Source organism: Limnohabitans sp. TEGF005, from assembly GCF_055394835.1.
The window spans coordinates 972,087-989,230 of the sequence record NZ_AP029226.1; the positions used below are offsets into that span (position 1 = coordinate 972,087).

Here is a 17,144-nt window from a genome sequence, read left to right on the forward strand (position 1 = left end):
ACTTATCTGATTCGATAAGATTGGTGCCCAGAAGAGGACTCGAACCTCCACGATGTTACTCGCTAGTACCTGAAACTAGTGCGTCTACCAATTCCGCCATCTGGGCGCCTCAGGAATAAAAGGATTGTATATCAAAAAAGTAGCTCCACCCAGCGGATTGCTGGAAGAAATCGAAGGCAGTGTTCAGGGGCACCGGGATGGCCATGGATTTTTGATCCGTGACAACGGTGAATCAGACATCTACCTGTCTCCTAATGAGATGCGTGCCGTGTTGCACAAGGACCGTGTCAAGGTGCGCATCGTCCGTCAGGACCGCAAGGGCAGGCCGGAAGGCCGCATCGTCGAAATCGTCGAACGCCCCGAGCAGCCGATCATTGGCCGCTTGCTGAACGAAGGCGGATTGTGGCTGGTTGCGCCTGAAGACAAGCGTTATGGCCAGGATGTGATGATTCCCAAAGGGGCCATTGGTGCGGCCAAGCCGGGGCAGGTGGTGGTGGTGGAGTTGACCGAGCCACCCGCTTTGTTTGGACAACCCGTGGGACGCGTGAAGGAAGTGCTTGGCGAAATTGACGACCCCGGTATGGAGATCGAGATCGCCGTGCGCAAGTACAGCGTGCCGCACGAATTTTCGGCGGGCTGTATTGAGCAGGCCAAAGGCTTGCCCGACAAAGTGCTGGCCAAGGACCGCAAGGACCGTATCGATCTGCGCGACGTGCCTTTGGTGACCATTGATGGCGAAGATGCTCGCGACTTTGACGATGCCGTGTATTGCGAACCCGCCAAAGTCGGCCGTGGCAAAGGCTGGCGCTTGCTGGTGGCCATCGCCGATGTGAGCCACTATGTGCAAACCGGTAGCGACATCGACATCGATGCTTATGACCGTGCGACCAGCGTGTATTTTCCGCGCCGGGTCATCCCCATGTTGCCCGAGAAGTTATCGAACGGCTTGTGCTCGTTGAACCCGGATGTGGACCGCTTGTGCATGGTGTGCGACATGCTGGTCAATGCCAAGGGCGATGTGCATGCCTACCAGTTTTACCCGGCAGTGATGCACAGCCATGCGCGATTCACCTACACCGAAGTGGCGGCGATTTTGGCCAACACGCGTGGGCCGGAAGCGGCCAAACGCAAAGAGCGCGTGACTGACCTGATGAATTTGCAGGACGTGTACAAAGCTTTGCTTGCTTCACGCGCGGTGCGTGGTGCGGTGGATTTTGAAACCACTGAAACGCAAATCGTGTGCGACGAAAGCGGTCGCATTGAAAAAATTGTGCCGCGCGTTCGCAACGAAGCGCATCGCTTGATTGAAGAAGCCATGCTGGCGGCCAACGTCTGCAGTGCTGACTTCATTCAGCAGGGCAAGCACCCCGGCTTGTTCCGCGTGCACGAAGGCCCCACGGCCGAGAAAAAAGACATCCTGCGCAATTACCTCAAGGCACTGGGCTTGGGGCTGGGCATCAGTGACGATCCTCACACCAGCGAGTTCCAAAAAATCGCGCTGGCGACCAAGGACCGACCGGACGCGCAGCAGATCCACACCATGCTGCTGCGTTCCATGCAGCAGGCTATTTACACGCCTGTCAACAGCGGGCACTTTGGCTTGGCTTATGAGGCCTATACCCATTTCACCAGCCCGATTCGGCGTTACCCCGATTTGCTGGTGCACAGGGTCATCAAGTCGATTTTGTTGGGGCGCAAATACACGCTGCCCAGCTTGCCTGTGCCCGGCGAGGCGCATGCAAAATTGAGCAAGCGTCTAGAGAAAAGCCGCGCGGCCAAAGGTGATTCACCCGAGTCTCAAGCCCCTCGTGTGCGCATGTCGGCAGCCGATCAGCGTTCCTGGGAAGCGGCAGGTCTGCATTGCAGCGCCAACGAGCGCCGTGCCGATGAGGCCAGCCGCGACGTGGAAGCTTGGCTGAAGTGCAAATACATGCGCGAGCATTTGGGTGAGGAGTACGGTGGCGTTGTGTCTGCTGCCACCAGCTTCGGCATATTTGTGACCTTGGACTCTTTGTACGTGGAAGGGCTGGTGCACATCACCGAACTGGGCGGGGAATATTTCCGCTTTGACGAGTTGCGCCAAGAGTTGCGCGGTGAGCGCACAGGTATCCGTTATGCCATTGGCAGCCGTGTGCAGGTGCAGGTCAGCCGTGTCGATTTGGATGGCCGGAAAATCGACTTCCGATTGGTGCATGCGGGGGACGACTTGGTGCCACGCGCCATGCGAGACAAGGGTGTGTCTGCGCCTGTGGAAGGCGAGCGTGGCAAAAAACACGGTTCGCAAGATCGTCGTCTGGCCGATGCAGAGCGCAACCGTTCTCCGATTCAGGCACTCAAAGCCTCGGTGAAGAAGGCGGCCGCCAAGAAAAAGGGACCGCGTACCACCAAGCCGCGTCGCTGACGTTGGGGCCAAGGGGCGTCATCATTTTGTTGGTGGGCGACACGCCATCTGTCAAAAAGCCAGACTCTCAGTCTGGCTTTTTGTTTTTGTGCTCTGTGGCAATCGGTCAGGTCAAGCGTTCGGCCAATCGACTGGCCGTCAGCGCATACGCTTCGGGCCAATCGTCCGCCAATTGACCATGCTGCGCTACGGCCATGCAAGCGGCTTCAAATGCGCTGATGCCTCTTGCCATGCGTGCGCCGATGAGTCCTGCCAGCACATCACCCGTGCCGCCGATGGCCAGGCGGCCATTGCCTGTGGTGTTGATGCGAGGGGTTTGCCCGGGTGCGGTGATGACCGTGCCTGAACCTTTCAAGACCACAGTGCATTGAAATCGGTCTGACAGATTCTGAGCGGCCTTCAAACGGTCGTTTTGCACTTGAGTGGTGCTGATCTGTAAAAGCCGTGCCGCTTCCAGGGGGTGGGGTGTGATGACGCTCGGTTGCGCGCTTGCTCGTTGGCGCAGCCCCGCTTGCAGGCGGTCGTCTTGCGTCAAGGCGTTCAGTCCATCGGCATCCAGTACCAATTGCGCGCTGCGTCGCAAGACCTCTGGCATGACCGATTGCACGGCTTGGCCACCGCCACAGCCGCAGACCACATGCAGTTTTTCCAAATCAAGGTGCTGCCATTCGCGTTGCATCACATCGGGTGGTGCACTCTGCGTGGCTTGGCCTGACAACAGGCTCAAAATGACGCGGCCTGCACCTGCATGCAAAGCGGCTGAGGCCGCCAAAACAGCGGCTCCGGTCATGCCCATGCCGCTTGCAGCCATGGCATCGCCGCCAATCACGGCCACATCGCCATGACTGCCTTTGTGGCTGGCATGTCTTTTGGGTAGAGAAGCTTGCGGCGTGTTGAGCCAGGCTTGTGGTGGGATGGTGTTGCTCGAGCTTGTGCTCGTGTGCCCCAAGCTTTCAAGCCAGAGTTGCCCGCTCGCATCGCGGCCATGACCCATGAACAGGCCGGGTTTGGCTGCGATGAATGTGAGTGTCTGATCGGCTTGAACACAAAGAGCTGCATCCGTGGGCCCGCCCAGCAGTTGCCCAGAATCCGGGGCCAGCCCGGTTGGTGCATCAATGGCCAGTACTTTGGCCTTGCATTGGTTGATGGCTTTTACCCAGGTTTGCATACCTGCGCTGAGCGGGCGTGTGGCCCCAATGCCCAAAAGGGCGTCGATGCACAAGTCTTGCGGCACCATTTCGGCCAGCCACTCTGTGGGCAAGTCCGATGTGATGTGAACGCCAGCTGTTTGTGCTCTTAGCCAAGCAGCATGTGCGTTGGCCGGCAGATTCGCAGCGGGCACCATCAGACTGACGTGAACCGATTTTCCCCAGCGGTGCAGGTGCATCGCTGCTTCCAAGCCATCTCCGCCGTTGTTGCCTGGACCCGCGGCGACCCAAATGCGCTGGGCGTGCGGTGCCATCGCCAAGGCCAGCTGAGCCGTAGCCAAGCCGGCTTGCTGCATGAGCGGGGTCGAGTTGCTGCCTTGAAGTTGTGCTTCAAGTTCGCGAATGCTGTCCCGTTCGTACACAGGCCAAGCTGAGGTGTTGGACAGCTTTTGCATGGCGCTTAATGGGGTTGCAGGATGGGTTCCAGCAGGAGAGCCAATTGAAGAATGGCATCGTCGTGCATCGCCGAGTGCCAGACCATCAAGCCAACAGGCAGTTCACCCGGCGCGTGGCATGGCAATGAAATGGCACAGCCATCCAGCATGTTGATGGCGCTGGGGTTGCGCAGCAGCATGGCGTTGACTCGAAAAAACGCCGCATCGCGTTCTGCACCGGGTGCCACGTTGCTGAGCAGCGGGGCGGTGATGGGTGTGGTGGGCGATAAAACCGCGTCAAAGCGCTGCAGCCGGTTTTCCATGCGGCGAATCCAGTCAGTCCGAGCTTGCAGCAAATGGATGTATTCATGAGCGGCCATCTGGGCACCCCGCTGGATTCGGTGCGCTACACGGGGGTCGTACTGATCGCCGTGTTGCGCTAATAAATCACGGTGCCAGGCGAAGCTTTCTGCGGGGCTGAAGCCGCCCGTGGCCATCATTGGGGCAATGTCCAGCAGCTCGGTGAGGGGAATGTCTTCAATTTGAGCGCCAGCAGCGCGCAAATTTTTCAAGCCCCGCTCAAATGCTTGGGCCACGCAGCTGTCCATGTCGTCTTGCATTACGCTTTTGGCCACGGCCAGACGGTAAGACGACAGGGGGCGTTTGGATGTAGGAACTTTTCGGGCTGACAAAATTTCATGGGCCAAAACCGCGTCTCTGACCGAGCGGGTCATGGCGCACACCGTGTCCAGCGTGCTGGACAAAGGCACGGCGCCGTGTGTAGGCACACGTCTGGCGGTATTTTTAAAGCCAACAATGCCATTCAGGGCAGCAGGGATGCGAATGGAGCCGCCCGTGTCCGAACCGAGTCCAATGAATGCCGCACCGGTGGCGACGGAAACCGCTGCGCCCGAGCTGGAGCCGCCGGGGGCGTGGGCTGCGTGGCGTGATCCGGCGGGTGTGTCGGTCAAGGCGTCCCAGGCGGCCGGTGTGCCATGGTGCGGGTTGACCCCGACGCCAGAAAAGGCGAATTCCACCATGTGGGTGCGTCCAATGAAGCCAGCACCTGCCGCGCGCAAACGCGCGACGGCGGTGGCATCTTTGGCGGCAGGCGGCTGGTTTTGCAAAACAGCAGAGCCCGCGGCGGTGTTTTGACCTTGAACGTCAAACAAGTCTTTGACGGAGACGGCCAAACCTGCCAAGGCGTGCCTGGGCGCACCCGCTTGGGTGGCCGTGTTGATCAGGTTGTCGGCGGTGATGAGCCTGAATGCATGCTGGCATGCATCGCTTTGCGCCACATCCAGGCATGCCTGCGCCACCTCTAAAGGCTGCTTGCGGCCGTCCAATAGGGCTTGGCGCGTGGTTATCAGGTCTGATTTCATGGGGTGGCACCTCGATAAAGGGACGTCAGGATGCTATAATCCTAAGGCTTTGTGCAGCGCGATCCGTGTCTTTTGGGTGTCAACCCCAAAAGATCCTTTTCAAGCCAGCAAAGTTCATTCGCAAACCCGTCCCGTCAAGGTGTTTTGCTTGTTTTTACAGCAAGCTGAATCAGTGGATTGGTTTTAGACACAACCTTTGGAGTACTTACTATGTCCGTTACCATGCGCGAAATGCTGGAAGCCGGTGTCCACTTTGGTCACCAAACCCGCTTCTGGAACCCCAAGATGGCTCCCTTCATCTTCGGCCACCGCAACAAAATTCACATCATCAACCTGGAAAAATCGTTGCCGATGTTCCAGGACGCGATCAAGTTCGCCAAGCAGTTGTCTGCCAACCGCGGCACGATTCTGATGGTTGGCACCAAGCGTCAAGCTCGCGAAATGGTCGCTTCTGAAGCCCAGCGCGCAGGCGTGCCATTCGTCGACCAGCGTTGGTTGGGCGGCATGCTGACCAACTTCAAAACCGTCAAGACCTCGATCAAGCGTCTGAAGGACATGAAGGCTCAGCAAGAAGTCGGCCTCGAAAGCCTGAGCAAAAAAGAACAGTTGATGTTCAAACGCGAGATGGAAAAGCTCGAAAAAGACATCGGTGGCATCCAAGACATGGCTGCTTTGCCTGATGCCATTTTCGTGATCGACGTCGGCTACCACAAAATCGCCATCTCGGAAGCCAAGAAGCTGGGCATTCCATTGATCGGTGTGGTTGACTCCAACCACTCGCCAGAAGGCATCGACTACATCATCCCCGGCAACGACGACTCGGCCAAGGCTGTGGCTTTGTACGCCCGTGGCATTGCTGACGCGATCATCGAAGGCCGCGCCAATGCGGTCAACGACGTGGTCAAGGCCGTCACCGAAGGCGCTGACGAATTCGTCGAAGAAGCCAACGCTTCTGCCTGAGTTTCCAAGACTCGATGAAAGGGGCTTTGTGGCCCCTTTTTTTTAATCTGACTTTTAGACTGAATACGGAGAAATCAAATGGCTGTAATTACCGCAAGCATGGTCGCTGAACTGCGCGCAAAAACCGACGCTCCCATGATGGAGTGCAAAAAAGCATTGACCGAAGCCGAAGGCGACATGGCCAAAGCGGAAGAGTTGTTGCGCGTCAAGTTGGGCACCAAGGCTGGCAAAGCTGCATCGCGCGTGACCGCTGAAGGCGTTGTCACCAGCTTCGTCAACGGCACCACAGGCGCCATGATCGAAGTGAACTGCGAAACCGATTTTGTGACGAAAAACGACAGCTTCTTGGCTTTGGCCAACGCTGCGGCCAAGTTGGTGGCTGAACACAATCCCGCTGACCTTGCCGCTTTGGGCGAGTTGCCTTACAGCCAAGACAGTTTCGGCCCCACACTGGAAGAAGTGCGCAAAGGCCTGATCGGCAAGATCGGCGAGAACATGAGCTTCCGTCGCTTCAAGCGTGCTGCTGGTGGCGCCAAGATCGCCAATTACCTGCACGGCACCCGCATCGGCGTGTTGGTCGAGTACGAAGGTGACGAAACGGCCGCCAAAGATGTGGCCATGCACGTTGCCGCTATGAAGCCTGTGTCCCTGACCAGCGCCGAAGTGCCAGCCGAGCTGATCGAAAAAGAGCGTTCAGTCGCTGCAGCCAAGGCCGCCGAGTCCGGCAAGCCTGCCGACATCGTGACCAAGATGGTTGAAGGCTCTGTTCAGAAATACCTGAAAGAAGTGTCTTTGTTCAACCAGTCTTTCGTCAAGAACGACAAGCAAACCGTTGAGCAAATGCTCAAGGCCTCAGGCACCACCGTCAAGGCATTCACCTTGTACGTGGTTGGCGAAGGCATTGAGAAGAAGGTTGACGACTTCGCCGCTGAAGTGGCGGCCCAAGTGGCTGCTGCTCAAGCCGCAGCCTGAGTTCACGCACCTGTTGCGTTGCCATTCCATCGTCCACATTGATATTCAAGGAGCCCATCATGTCTTCAGCCAAGCCAGCCTTTAAGCGCATTTTGCTCAAGCTGTCCGGCGAGGCGCTGATGGGGGACGATGCGTTTGGCATCAACCGTGCCACCATCGTGCGCATGGCCGAGGAAATCGCCGAAATCACGCGCCTCGGTGTGCAAGTGGCTGTGGTCATCGGTGGCGGCAACATCTTCAGGGGTGTGGCCGGTGGTTCGGTGGGCATGGACCGTGCCACGGCCGATTACATGGGCATGCTGGCTACGGTCATGAACTCTTTGGCCTTGGCTGATGCCATGGACAAAGCGGGTTTGACGGCACGCGTCATGTCGGCGATTGGCATTGACCAAGTGGTTGAGCCGTATGTTCGCCCTAAAGCTTTGCAATACCTCGAAGAGGGAAAAGTCGTGGTGTTTGCGGCGGGCACGGGCAATCCGTTTTTCACCACGGACACGGCTGCGGCTTTGCGTGGGGCTGAAATCGGTGCAGAGATGGTCCTCAAGGCCACCAAAGTGGACGGCGTGTATTCTGCTGACCCTAAAAAAGACCCTTCGGCCACCCGTTACAGCGAAATCAGCTTCGACGAAGCCATTTCGCGCAATCTGGGCATCATGGATGCAACAGCGTTTGCTTTGTGCCGTGACCAAAAATTGCCCATCAAGGTGTTTTCGATCATCAAGAACGGTGCTTTGAAGCGCGTGGTTCTGGGTGAAGACGAAGGCACGCTGGTTTACGCTTGAACCCGTTCTGACGAGGAGAACTTCATGACGATTGCAGACATCAAAAAAACAACCGAAACCAAAATGGAACAGTCCATTGCGGCTTTCAAAAACAACCTGACGCGCATTCGCACGGGCCGTGCCAACCCTGCGTTGTTGGACACGATTCAGGTTGACTATTACGGCTCGATGTTGCCCCTGTCCCAGGTGGCCAATGTGTCCTTGATGGATTCGCGCACCATCAGCGTTCAGCCTTGGGAAAAGTCCATGGCCGCCAAAATCGAAAAGGCCATTCGTGAGAGCGAATTGGGTCTGAACCCTGCTTCGATGGGCGAGCTGATCCGTGTTCCCATGCCGGCCATGAGTGAAGAGCGTCGCAAGGAAATGACCAAGTTGGCCCGCACAGAAGGTGAAAACGCCAAGATTGCCATTCGGAATCTGCGCCGGGATGCCAACGAGTCGGTTAAAAAGCTGGTCAAAGACAAAGAGGCCTCTGAAGACGATCAAAAACGCGCTGAAGCCGACACCCAAAAACTGACCGACAAGCGCATGACCGAGATTGACCAGTTGGTGACTGCCAAAGAACAAGAGATCATGGCGGTTTGAGTTTGAATCCCTTGCCGTGGCATGCCGCGGCCTGAATGGCCGCCCATTGGCGGCCTTTTTTTCTGGAGAACCCATGCTCAAGCAAAGAGTCATCACTGCACTGGCCTTGCTGGCCTTGCTTTTGCCCGCCTTGTTTGCATCCAACCCTTGGCCCTTTATGGGCTTGACGGTGGTGTTGATCGCAGCAGGTGCATGGGAGTGGGGCCGCTTGAATGGCATGCCTGCTTGGCTAGCTTGGTCGGGTGCAGCCATCTGTTTGTTGGCTTGCGCAGTGGCTGAACAGTTGGGCTGGGTTCAGCGCACGCCGCCGCTCGTTTGGTTGTTGGCTGGTGCAATGTGGGTTTTGCTGGGTGCCTGGATGATTCAGCGAGGGGTTGCTGGCTGGGGGCTTTGGCCACGCGGTGTTCGTTGGATTGCCGGCTTGTTGCTTTTGACCTTGGCCTGGGTGGCCATGGCACAAGCCCACCAGCGAGGGGTGAATTTTCTGTTGTCGGTCCTGGTCCTGGTCTGGGCGGCCGATGTTTTTGCCTATTTTTTTGGCAAAGCCTTGGGCGGGCGTTGGATCAAGACCAAGCTGGCAGCCAGCATCAGTCCCGGCAAAAGTTGGGAAGGTGTTTTGGGCGGCATGCTCGGGGTTTTGCTGGTCGCCCTTGTGTGGGTCGAGGTTGACCGTAGCTTGGCGTTGCCTGACTCGAGCTTTTATTCCTTGTTGTTTGCCAAAGGTTGGTGGGTTGCCTTACCCGCCTTGTTGTTCATGTCCGCCATGAGCGTGGTCGGTGACTTGGTGGAGTCCTTGGTCAAACGCAGTGCAGGCATGAAAGACAGCTCGGGCTTGTTGCCCGGACACGGCGGCGTGCTGGACCGAGTCGATGCATTGCTGCCTGCTTTGCCTTTGGCGATGATGCTGGTTTTCTGGATTTAAGTTAAGAGCGCATTTCATGCTAACAAAACAACGCATCACCATCTTGGGCTCAACCGGTTCGATTGGCAAAAGCACATTGGATGTTTTGGCCCGTCATCCGGGGCAGTTTGGGGTGTATGCATTGACGGCCTCGAAGCAGGTTGACTTGATGTTGGCCCAATGTGCCCAGTTCCGGCCTGAGGTCGCTGTCATGGTCCGCGAAGATGCGGCACGCTTGTTGGCAGACAAGCTGAAGGCCGAAGGTTTGAACACCGAGGTCCGATGGGGCGCTGCCGCTTTGGATGCGGTGGCCTCTGCGCCTGAGGTGGATGCTGTCATGGCAGCCATTGTGGGGGCGGCAGGTTTGTCACCTTGTTTGGCGGCAGCACGTTCAGGGAAAAAGCTGTTGTTGGCCAACAAAGAAGCGTTGGTGGTGGGCGGTGAAGTGTTCTTGGCGGCCGTGCGTGAGGGCGGAGCGGTGTTGTTGCCGATTGACAGCGAGCATTCCGCTATTTTTCAATCACTGCCCGAAGACCCCTCTACTTGGCAGCGGCGGGTCGACAAAATCATTTTGACGGCCTCGGGTGGGCCGTTTCGTGGTCGAGACCCATCGACTCTCCATGAGGTCAGCCCTGAGCAGGCCTGCGCTCACCCCAACTGGGTGATGGGTCGCAAGATTTCGGTGGATTCGGCAACCATGATGAACAAAGCCCTTGAGGTCATTGAGGCGCGTTATTTGTTTGGCTTGGACCCGGACCAGCTGGAGGTCGTGATTCACCCCCAAAGCGTGATCCATTCCATGGTGCAGTACAAAGACAATTCTGTGGTGGCCCAACTGGGCACGCCCGACATGCGGGTCCCGATTTCCTTTGGCCTGAGCTGGCCTGAGCGGATGGTGTCAGGTGCCGCCGCATTGGATTTTCATGCCTTGGCGGCCATGACATTTGAGTCGATGGACGATCACGGTCATCCCGAGAGGTTCCCTGGGTTGAAGCTGGCGTGGGCCACCTTGAAAGGAGCGCCTGGCAGCTGTGCCGTCTTGAACGCGGCCAACGAAATTGCGGTGGAGGCATTTCTGAATCGGCAGATACGTTTTGACCATATTCACCACGTCAATGAGGCAACCCTTCAGACCGTGGTCAGTGTTCGGCCTGAAAACCTGGATGATTTGCTGGTTCTTGACCACCGCAGTCGTGCGGCGGCACGTGAAGTGGTGGCAAGACTGAGTTGATGTTTTTGGGCAGGGTGCAAGCTGTCTACAGACCTGTCATGCCCCTTCACTGAGGTGTATTATCTTGGCTTCATTGCTTTGACTGCTGTGGCCTTGATGGTGCCGGTAAAAATGATGAGCCGCCCCCGTTGAGGTGGCACATTGCTTGGTTTTTCAAATGGTTTTTTGACCGATTGTGGTGCGTGACCATTCGGCCTTTGACCTTTAAATGGTTGCTCCATGAATTTTTTAGATCTTCGTTCGCGCATTCAACCTGCTGCACTGACAGTGGTGGCGTCCTTGATGGCTTGTATGCCTGCCTGGGCTGTGGATCCGTTTACTGTGCGCGATATCCGCGTTGAGGGTTTGCAACGCATTGAGTCCGGTACTGTTTTTGCTTCTTTGCCGTTGCGGGTGGGCGATCAATATTCGGATGAGAAAGGCGCTGCAACCATTCGCGCTCTTTTTGCACTCGGTTTGTTCAAGGATGTGCGCCTCGAGACCCAAGGTGATGTGCTGGTTGTCGTGGTTGAAGAGCGCCCATCGGTGGCCGCAGTAGAGTTCATTGGGCTCAAGGAGTTTGACAAGGATGTCTTGGTCAAGGCTTTGAAAGATGTGGGTTTGGCCGAAGGTCGACCCTATGACAAAGCGCTTGCTGACAAGGCTGAGCAGGAACTCAAGCGGCAGTACATCAGCCGCAGCCTGTACGGTGCCGAAGTGGTGAGCACAGCAACGCCAGTGGACCGTAATCGTGTGAATTTGAGCTTCACCATCACCGAAGGTGGACCTGCGAAGATCAAGCAAATTCAGATCGTGGGCAACAAGGCTTTTTCAGAATCCGATTTACGTGACCAGTTCAACTTGGATACCGGTGGCTGGATGAGCTGGTACACAAAGTCTGACCGCTATGCCCGCACCAAGCTCAACGCCGACCTGGAAGCTTTGCGGTCTTACTACTTGGCCCGTGGTTTTCTGGAGTTCAGGATTGACTCGACCCAGGTGGCGATGTCTCCAGACAAGCAGGAAATGGCGATCACCATCAACGTGACCGAAGGGGAGCGTTTTGTGGTCTCTGGCGTCAAGCTCGAGGGCAACTACCTCGACAAGGACGAAGAGTTCAAGGCCTTGGTCAAGATCGGTGTTGGCAAGCCTTACAACGCAGAAACCGTGGCCGAAACCACCAAAGCGTTCACCGATTACTTTGGCAAGTTTGGTTTTGCCTTTGCCCGGGTCGAAGCCAAGCCAGAGATCGACCGACAAAACAACCGTGTCCAATTTGTCTTGCAGGCAGAACCATCACGCCGCGCGTATGTCAGGCGCATTCTGGTGGCGGGCAACAACCGCACGCGGGACGAAGTGATTCGTCGCGAGTTTCGCCAGTTCGAGGCGGCTTGGTATGACGGTGACAAAATCCGCCTGTCACGTGACCGTGTTGACCGTTTGGGCTTCTTCACTGACGTGAACGTGGAAACCATCGAAATCCCGGGCACCCCCGATCAGGTTGATTTGACCTTCACCGTGGCCGAAAAGCCCACTGGCAGCATCTCTTTGGGTGCAGGTTTCTCTTCTGCCGAAAAAGTGACCTTGAGTTTTGGCATTCGCCAGGAAAATGCGTTCGGTTCAGGCAATTACCTGGCTGTTGAGGTCAATACCAGCAAGTACAACCGCAATCTGGTGCTGAGCACCACCGATCCTTATTTCACGCAAAACGGCATTTCCAGGACGCTCGATGTGTTCCAGCGGACAACGCGGCCTTATTTGGGTGATGTCAACTCATACAGTTTGATCAACTCTGGCTTGGGTTTGCGTTTTGGCGTGCCGGTGACAGAAACAGATACCGTTTTTGTTGGCGCCAATGCCGAGCAGACGCAGATCAAAGAAGGGACGGGCTTGCCAACACCCTATAAGGAGTATGCAGACAAATTTGGCAGCACCAGTACGGCTTTGCCTTTGACCTTGGGCTGGGCCCGTGATGGGCGTGACAGTGCTCTGGTGCCTAGCAAAGGAACTCTTCAGCGCCTGAATGCGGATCTGAGTCTTGCCGGTGACGTGCGTTATTTCCGCAGCAATTACCAGTACCAGCAATACTTTCCTTTGAGTAAGAAATACACTTTGGCACTGAATGCTGATCTGGGCTGGGGCACGGGCTTGAATGGTCAGGTGTTCCCCCTGTTCAAGAACTTCTACGTCGGTGGTTTGGGCAGCGTTCGGGGTTTTGAGCAATCCACATTGGGTCCATCCAAGCCCACAAGCACGACCAATTTGACCCCTGTTTACCTAGGGGGGGCTAAAAAGCTGGTCCTGAATGCAGAGTTCATGATGCCTTTCCCTGGCGCCGGTAACGACAAAACGCTGCGTTTGTACGGTTTTACCGATGTGGGCAGGGCCTTTGACGACAGCGAAAAGCTGTCGCTGAGCGAATTGCGTGCCTCCGCCGGCATCGGCCTGAGCTGGATTTCACCCATGGGTCCTTTGCGCTTCTCTTATGCAACGCCCATCCGCCAACAGACAGGCGATAAAATCCAACGACTTCAATTCCAAATCGGAACATCCTTCTAATGAAAACGATTCGCAAGAACCTTCTCGTCGCTCTTTTGGCGGGTGCATCGGCTTTTACTGGCTTGGTGCAAGCACAAGATTTCAAAATTGGCATTGTCAATACAGATCGAATTTTGCGTGATTCGAATGTGGCCAAAGCTGCTCAGGCCAAGTTGGAGTCCGAGTTTTTGAAGCGCGAAAAAGACCTCAACGAGGCCATCAGCTCGTTCAAGGCATCAGCAGAAAAGTTTGAGCGTGATGCGCCCACACTGGCTGAGACGCAGCGCGTGGCCAAACAAAAGCAATTGATCGAGCAAGACCGCGATTTGAAGCGTCGCCAGCGGGAATTTCAGGAAGATCTCGGCGCGCGCAAGAACGAAGAAAATCAAATGCTTTTCGAAAAAGCGGGTCGCGCGGTCAAGCAAGTCGCGGAGTCCGAGAAGTACGACTTGGTATTGCAAGATGCCGCTTACTTCAATCCCAAGCACGACATCACCGAAAAAGTCATCAAGGCACTCAACGCCTCGGTTGGCAAATAACAGGCGTACGCCTGTTTGAGACCGTGTCGCTGACGCTTGGCGCTATCGTAGAGGCACTTGGCGGCCGTCTGTTGGGAGCTTCCGATATGCAGATATCGGGATTGGCGCCTTTGCAGACTGCCCAGCCTGGCCAAATCAGTTTTCTGAGCCAAGCCAGATACCAAAATCAGTTGGCTCCCAGTCTCGCTGGATGTGTCATTGTGGGCCCGGCCTTTGAGTCACGGGTTTTACACCGCCCTGCGGCCATCATCACCGATGACCCGTATTTGTACTTTGCCCGTTTGACCCGTTTGTGGAAAGGCGCGCACCATAAAGCCACAGGCCCACGGATCCATCCCAGTGCAGTCATCGACCCAGATGCCAGCATTGCCGATGATGCTGTGATCGGACCTTTGTGTGTGGTGGAGCGCGGGGCCCAAGTGGGGGCTGGAACCGTTCTCAAATCGCGCGTGACCGTTGGCGAGGATTGCACAATCGGGGAGCGTTGCCTGGTGCATTCAGGCGTCGTGATCGGTGCCGATGGTTTTGGATTTGCCCCGCACCAAGGTACGTGGGAAAAAATCGAGCAACTGGGTGCCGTGCGCATTGGCAACGATGTGGAAATCGGTGCCAACACCTGCATAGACCGTGGTGCTCTCGAAGATACAGTGATCGAAGATGGCGTCAAACTCGACAACCTGATTCAGATCGGACACAACGTGCGTGTGGGGCGTCACACCGCCATGGCCGGATGTGTGGGAGTGGCAGGCAGTGCGCGCATTGGCGCGCATTGCACCGTGGGTGGTGGTGCTGTGGTGCTGGGCCATTTGAGCCTGGCCGACCATGTGCATATTTCGGCAGCATCGGTGGTCACGCGTTCCATCCTGCAGCCAGGGCAGTACACCGGTATGTTCCCGCTGGACAGCAATGCCAATTGGGAAAAAAACGCCGCCAGTCTCAAACAATTGTCTCGATTGCGTGATCGCATCAAAGCCTTAGAGGCTGACATTCAAAACAACAAGGAAACCTGACCATGATGGACATTCATAAAATTCTCAAACAGTTGCCGCATCGCTACCCGTTTTTGCTGGTCGATCGCGTGTTAGAAATTGAAAAAGGCGTGCGCATCAAGGCCTTGAAAAATGTGACCATCAATGAGCCATTTTTCACTGGCCATTTTCCACACCGCCCCGTCATGCCGGGTGTGTTGATGCTCGAAGCTCTGGCGCAGGCTGCTGCATTGTTGTCCTTTGACACGCTGGATACCGCCCCTGATGACACCACGGTTTATTACTTTGCCGGTATCGATGGCGCCCGCTTCAAGCGGCCCGTGGAGCCAGGTGATCAGTTGACCCTCGAGGTCCAGTTGGATCGCATGAAAGCCGGTATTTTCAAGTTCAAAGCCCAAGCCAAAGTAGGTCATGAGCTGGCCTGTGAAGCCGAGTTGATGTGCACCATGCGCAAAATTGCCTGAGGACCTATGGCGACTATCCATTCCACTGCATTGGTTGATCCGGCTGCTCAGCTGGACGACTCCGTGACCGTTGGTCCTTACACCATCATTGGCCCGAATGTGACGATCGGCGCAGGCTCCACAGTGGGCTCGCATTGCACCATCGAGGGTTACACCACCATCGGCTTGAACAACCATGTTCACAGCTACACATCCCTGGGCGCTGCGCCGCAAGACAAAAAATACGCAGGTGAGCCGACCCGTTTGGTGATCGGCAACGGCAACACCATTCGCGAGTTTTGCACCTTCAATGCAGGAACGGTCAACGGTGGTGGCGTCACTCAAGTGGGTGATGACAACCTGTTCATGGCCTATGTGCACTTGGCGCACGATTGCCATATTGGCAGTCACACCATTTTTGCCAACAACTCCCAATTGGCCGGTCACGTCGTCGTGGGTGATTGGGTCATCCTGGGTGGCTTCACGGTGGTGCGTCAGTTCTTGCGTTTGGGTGCTCACAGCTTCACTGCCATGTGCACTTTGCTGTTTGCCGATCTGCCACCGTATGTGACTTGCCAGGGCCAACCTGCTGCCGCGCGGACCGTGAACGCCGAAGGTCTGCGACGTCGTGGGTATTCTCCGGTCCGCATTGCTGCCGTGCGCGCCATGCACAAAGCCTTGTACCGTGAAAATTTGACGTTCGAAGCGGCTAAAGAGCGCATTCTCCAAATCGCCAAGGACAAACCCGAGGCTCAGGTGGATGTGGAGATGATGTTGAACTTCCTTGCGGGCGTTTCGCCCAAAGTGGGCATTGTTCGTTCGCGCCGCCGTTCGGTGGACTGAAAACTCAAAGGGGCAGGCGCTTTTCCTGCCCCGAGTATGAAAGGAGGGCCCCGTGGCCCTGTTGCGTTGCGCCGTGATTGGCGTTGGTTATCTGGGCAAATTTCATGCTCAAAAGTACGCCAAGATTCCTGAGTGTGAACTGGTGGCTGTGGTGGACAGTCGGCAAGAGCAGGCCGATGCGGTCGCTGCCCCCTTGGGCTGCGCGGCGCTGACGGATTACCGGGCTTTGTTGGGCAAGGTCGATGCGGTCAGTATCGTGGTGCCAACACAAGGTCATTACGACGTTTGTGCTGAATTTTTGCGTGCAGGAGTTCATGTCTTGGTTGAAAAACCAATGACCACGACCTTGGCGCAAGCCGATGAATTGATCCGACTGGCCAAAGAAAACCATTGCGTTTTGGCCGTGGGGCATTTGGAACGCTTTAACCCTGCGGCGCTGGCACTGGAGCCTTTGCTTTCAGATCCACGGTTCATCGACAGTTCGCGTCTGGCACCCTTCAAGCCCCGTGCCACCGATGTGAGTGTCTTGCTCGATTTGATGATCCACGACGTGGATTTGATCTTGTCCTTGGTGGACAGTGAGCTCGAAAGTGTGGATTGCTCGGGTGCCCGGGTGCTGACATCGGACATCGACATCGCCAACGCACGCATTCGTTTTGCCAATGGCTGTGTGGCCAATGTGACGGCCAGCCGTGTCAGCGCGAAAAGCGAGCGGAAAATGCGCGTTTTCCAAAATCAAGCGTGCCACTCGCTGGATTTCCAGGCGCGTACGCTGACCACTTACCGAGGCACGACCGATCCACAGGCCGAACCTGAGCAGTCCATTGAGCGGCACGAACAATCGTTTGGCGAGGCCGATCCTTTGTTTGCCGAGATCGTGGATTTCGTGGACAGCATTCGCCACAATCGCCCCCCCAAAGTCAGCGGAGAAGCCGGACGCCGTGCACTGGAAGCCGTGCAGCGCATCACCGAAGCCACCCGCCTGATTTCCTGAGCACTGAATATTTGAAAGGTACG

At 56.4% G+C, this 17,144-nt stretch carries 16 protein-coding genes and 1 tRNA gene; 13 read left to right on the forward strand and 4 right to left on the reverse strand.

Annotation, left to right across the window (positions count from 1 at the left end; translation table 11 throughout):
- Positions 1–21: 21 nt before the first annotated feature.
- A tRNA-Leu gene (locus ACZ5RG_RS04675) sits at positions 22–106 on the reverse strand.
- Positions 107–124: 18 nt separating this feature from the next.
- Between ACZ5RG_RS04675 and rnr the strand changes: the two genes are divergently transcribed.
- Positions 125–2,401: a ribonuclease R gene (rnr, locus tag ACZ5RG_RS04680; protein ID WP_464447904.1), complete on the forward strand. Its 2,277-nt coding sequence runs from the start codon at positions 125–127 to the stop codon at positions 2,399–2,401.
- Between the two features lie 106 nt (positions 2,402–2,507).
- Here the strand turns inward: rnr and ACZ5RG_RS04685 are convergent, their stop codons facing one another.
- On the reverse strand, positions 2,508–4,004 hold the full coding sequence (locus tag ACZ5RG_RS04685; RefSeq protein ID WP_464447905.1) for an NAD(P)H-hydrate dehydratase: 1,497 nt from the start codon (positions 4,002–4,004) through the stop codon (positions 2,508–2,510).
- Between the two features lie 5 nt (positions 4,005–4,009).
- Positions 4,010–5,365 carry an amidase gene (locus ACZ5RG_RS04690; RefSeq protein ID WP_464447906.1) on the reverse strand — a complete coding sequence of 452 codons (1,356 nt, stop codon included), beginning with the start codon at positions 5,363–5,365 and terminating at the stop codon, positions 4,010–4,012.
- A 210-nt stretch (positions 5,366–5,575) separates the two neighbouring features.
- Between ACZ5RG_RS04690 and rpsB the strand changes: the two genes are divergently transcribed.
- From rpsB to dxr, 6 genes are all read left to right on the forward strand, one after another.
- A complete protein-coding gene (rpsB, locus tag ACZ5RG_RS04695; protein ID WP_019428721.1) occupies positions 5,576–6,325 on the forward strand; it encodes a 30S ribosomal protein S2 in 750 nt (249 codons plus the stop codon).
- Between the two features lie 78 nt (positions 6,326–6,403).
- Positions 6,404–7,297, forward strand: a complete 894-nt coding sequence (gene tsf, locus ACZ5RG_RS04700) for a translation elongation factor Ts (protein ID WP_298599705.1) — start codon at positions 6,404–6,406, stop codon at positions 7,295–7,297.
- 59 nt (positions 7,298–7,356) lie between these two features.
- A complete protein-coding gene (gene pyrH / locus ACZ5RG_RS04705; protein ID WP_019428723.1) occupies positions 7,357–8,079 on the forward strand; it encodes a UMP kinase in 723 nt (240 codons plus the stop codon).
- Positions 8,080–8,103: 24 nt separating this feature from the next.
- Positions 8,104–8,664 (forward strand): ribosome recycling factor, encoded by a 561-nt coding sequence (frr, locus tag ACZ5RG_RS04710; protein ID WP_019428724.1) that lies wholly within the window; start codon positions 8,104–8,106, stop codon positions 8,662–8,664.
- A gap of 73 nt (positions 8,665–8,737) precedes the next feature.
- Positions 8,738–9,586 (forward strand): phosphatidate cytidylyltransferase, encoded by an 849-nt coding sequence (locus ACZ5RG_RS04715; protein ID WP_464447907.1) that lies wholly within the window; start codon positions 8,738–8,740, stop codon positions 9,584–9,586.
- Positions 9,587–9,602: 16 nt separating this feature from the next.
- Positions 9,603–10,796 carry a 1-deoxy-D-xylulose-5-phosphate reductoisomerase gene (gene dxr, locus ACZ5RG_RS04720; RefSeq protein WP_464447908.1) on the forward strand — a complete coding sequence of 398 codons (1,194 nt, stop codon included), beginning with the start codon at positions 9,603–9,605 and terminating at the stop codon, positions 10,794–10,796.
- A gap of 59 nt (positions 10,797–10,855) precedes the next feature.
- Here dxr and ACZ5RG_RS04725 read toward each other — a convergent pair whose 3' ends face one another.
- Positions 10,856–11,017 (reverse strand): hypothetical protein, encoded by a 162-nt coding sequence (locus ACZ5RG_RS04725; protein WP_298600132.1) that lies wholly within the window; start codon positions 11,015–11,017, stop codon positions 10,856–10,858.
- Here ACZ5RG_RS04725 and bamA point away from each other — a divergent pair.
- From bamA to ACZ5RG_RS04755, 6 genes are read left to right on the forward strand one after another with little or no spacing between them, the layout of a single operon-like run.
- Positions 11,016–13,334, forward strand: a complete 2,319-nt coding sequence (bamA, locus tag ACZ5RG_RS04730; protein WP_464447909.1) for an outer membrane protein assembly factor BamA — start codon at positions 11,016–11,018, stop codon at positions 13,332–13,334. The two genes, ACZ5RG_RS04725 and bamA, sit on opposite strands and share 2 nt — an antisense overlap.
- Positions 13,334–13,852: an OmpH/Skp family outer membrane protein gene (locus tag ACZ5RG_RS04735; protein WP_315235553.1), complete on the forward strand. Its 519-nt coding sequence runs from the start codon at positions 13,334–13,336 to the stop codon at positions 13,850–13,852. The genes bamA and ACZ5RG_RS04735 overlap by 1 nt, the downstream gene beginning before the upstream one ends.
- A 23-nt stretch (positions 13,853–13,875) precedes the next feature.
- Positions 13,876–14,862 carry a UDP-3-O-(3-hydroxymyristoyl)glucosamine N-acyltransferase gene (lpxD, locus tag ACZ5RG_RS04740; RefSeq protein WP_464447910.1) on the forward strand — a complete coding sequence of 329 codons (987 nt, stop codon included), beginning with the start codon at positions 13,876–13,878 and terminating at the stop codon, positions 14,860–14,862.
- Positions 14,863–14,864: 2 nt separating this feature from the next.
- The gene (gene fabZ, locus ACZ5RG_RS04745; RefSeq protein ID WP_298600123.1) at positions 14,865–15,305 is read left to right on the forward strand and encodes a 3-hydroxyacyl-ACP dehydratase FabZ; all 441 of its coding nucleotides are present in this window, start codon (positions 14,865–14,867) and stop codon (positions 15,303–15,305) included.
- 6 nt (positions 15,306–15,311) lie between these two features.
- Positions 15,312–16,127: an acyl-ACP--UDP-N-acetylglucosamine O-acyltransferase gene (lpxA, locus tag ACZ5RG_RS04750; protein WP_298600120.1), complete on the forward strand. Its 816-nt coding sequence runs from the start codon at positions 15,312–15,314 to the stop codon at positions 16,125–16,127.
- Positions 16,128–16,179: 52 nt separating this feature from the next.
- Positions 16,180–17,121 (forward strand): Gfo/Idh/MocA family protein, encoded by a 942-nt coding sequence (locus ACZ5RG_RS04755; RefSeq protein ID WP_298600117.1) that lies wholly within the window; start codon positions 16,180–16,182, stop codon positions 17,119–17,121.
- The last annotated feature ends 23 nt before the right edge of the window (positions 17,122–17,144 follow it).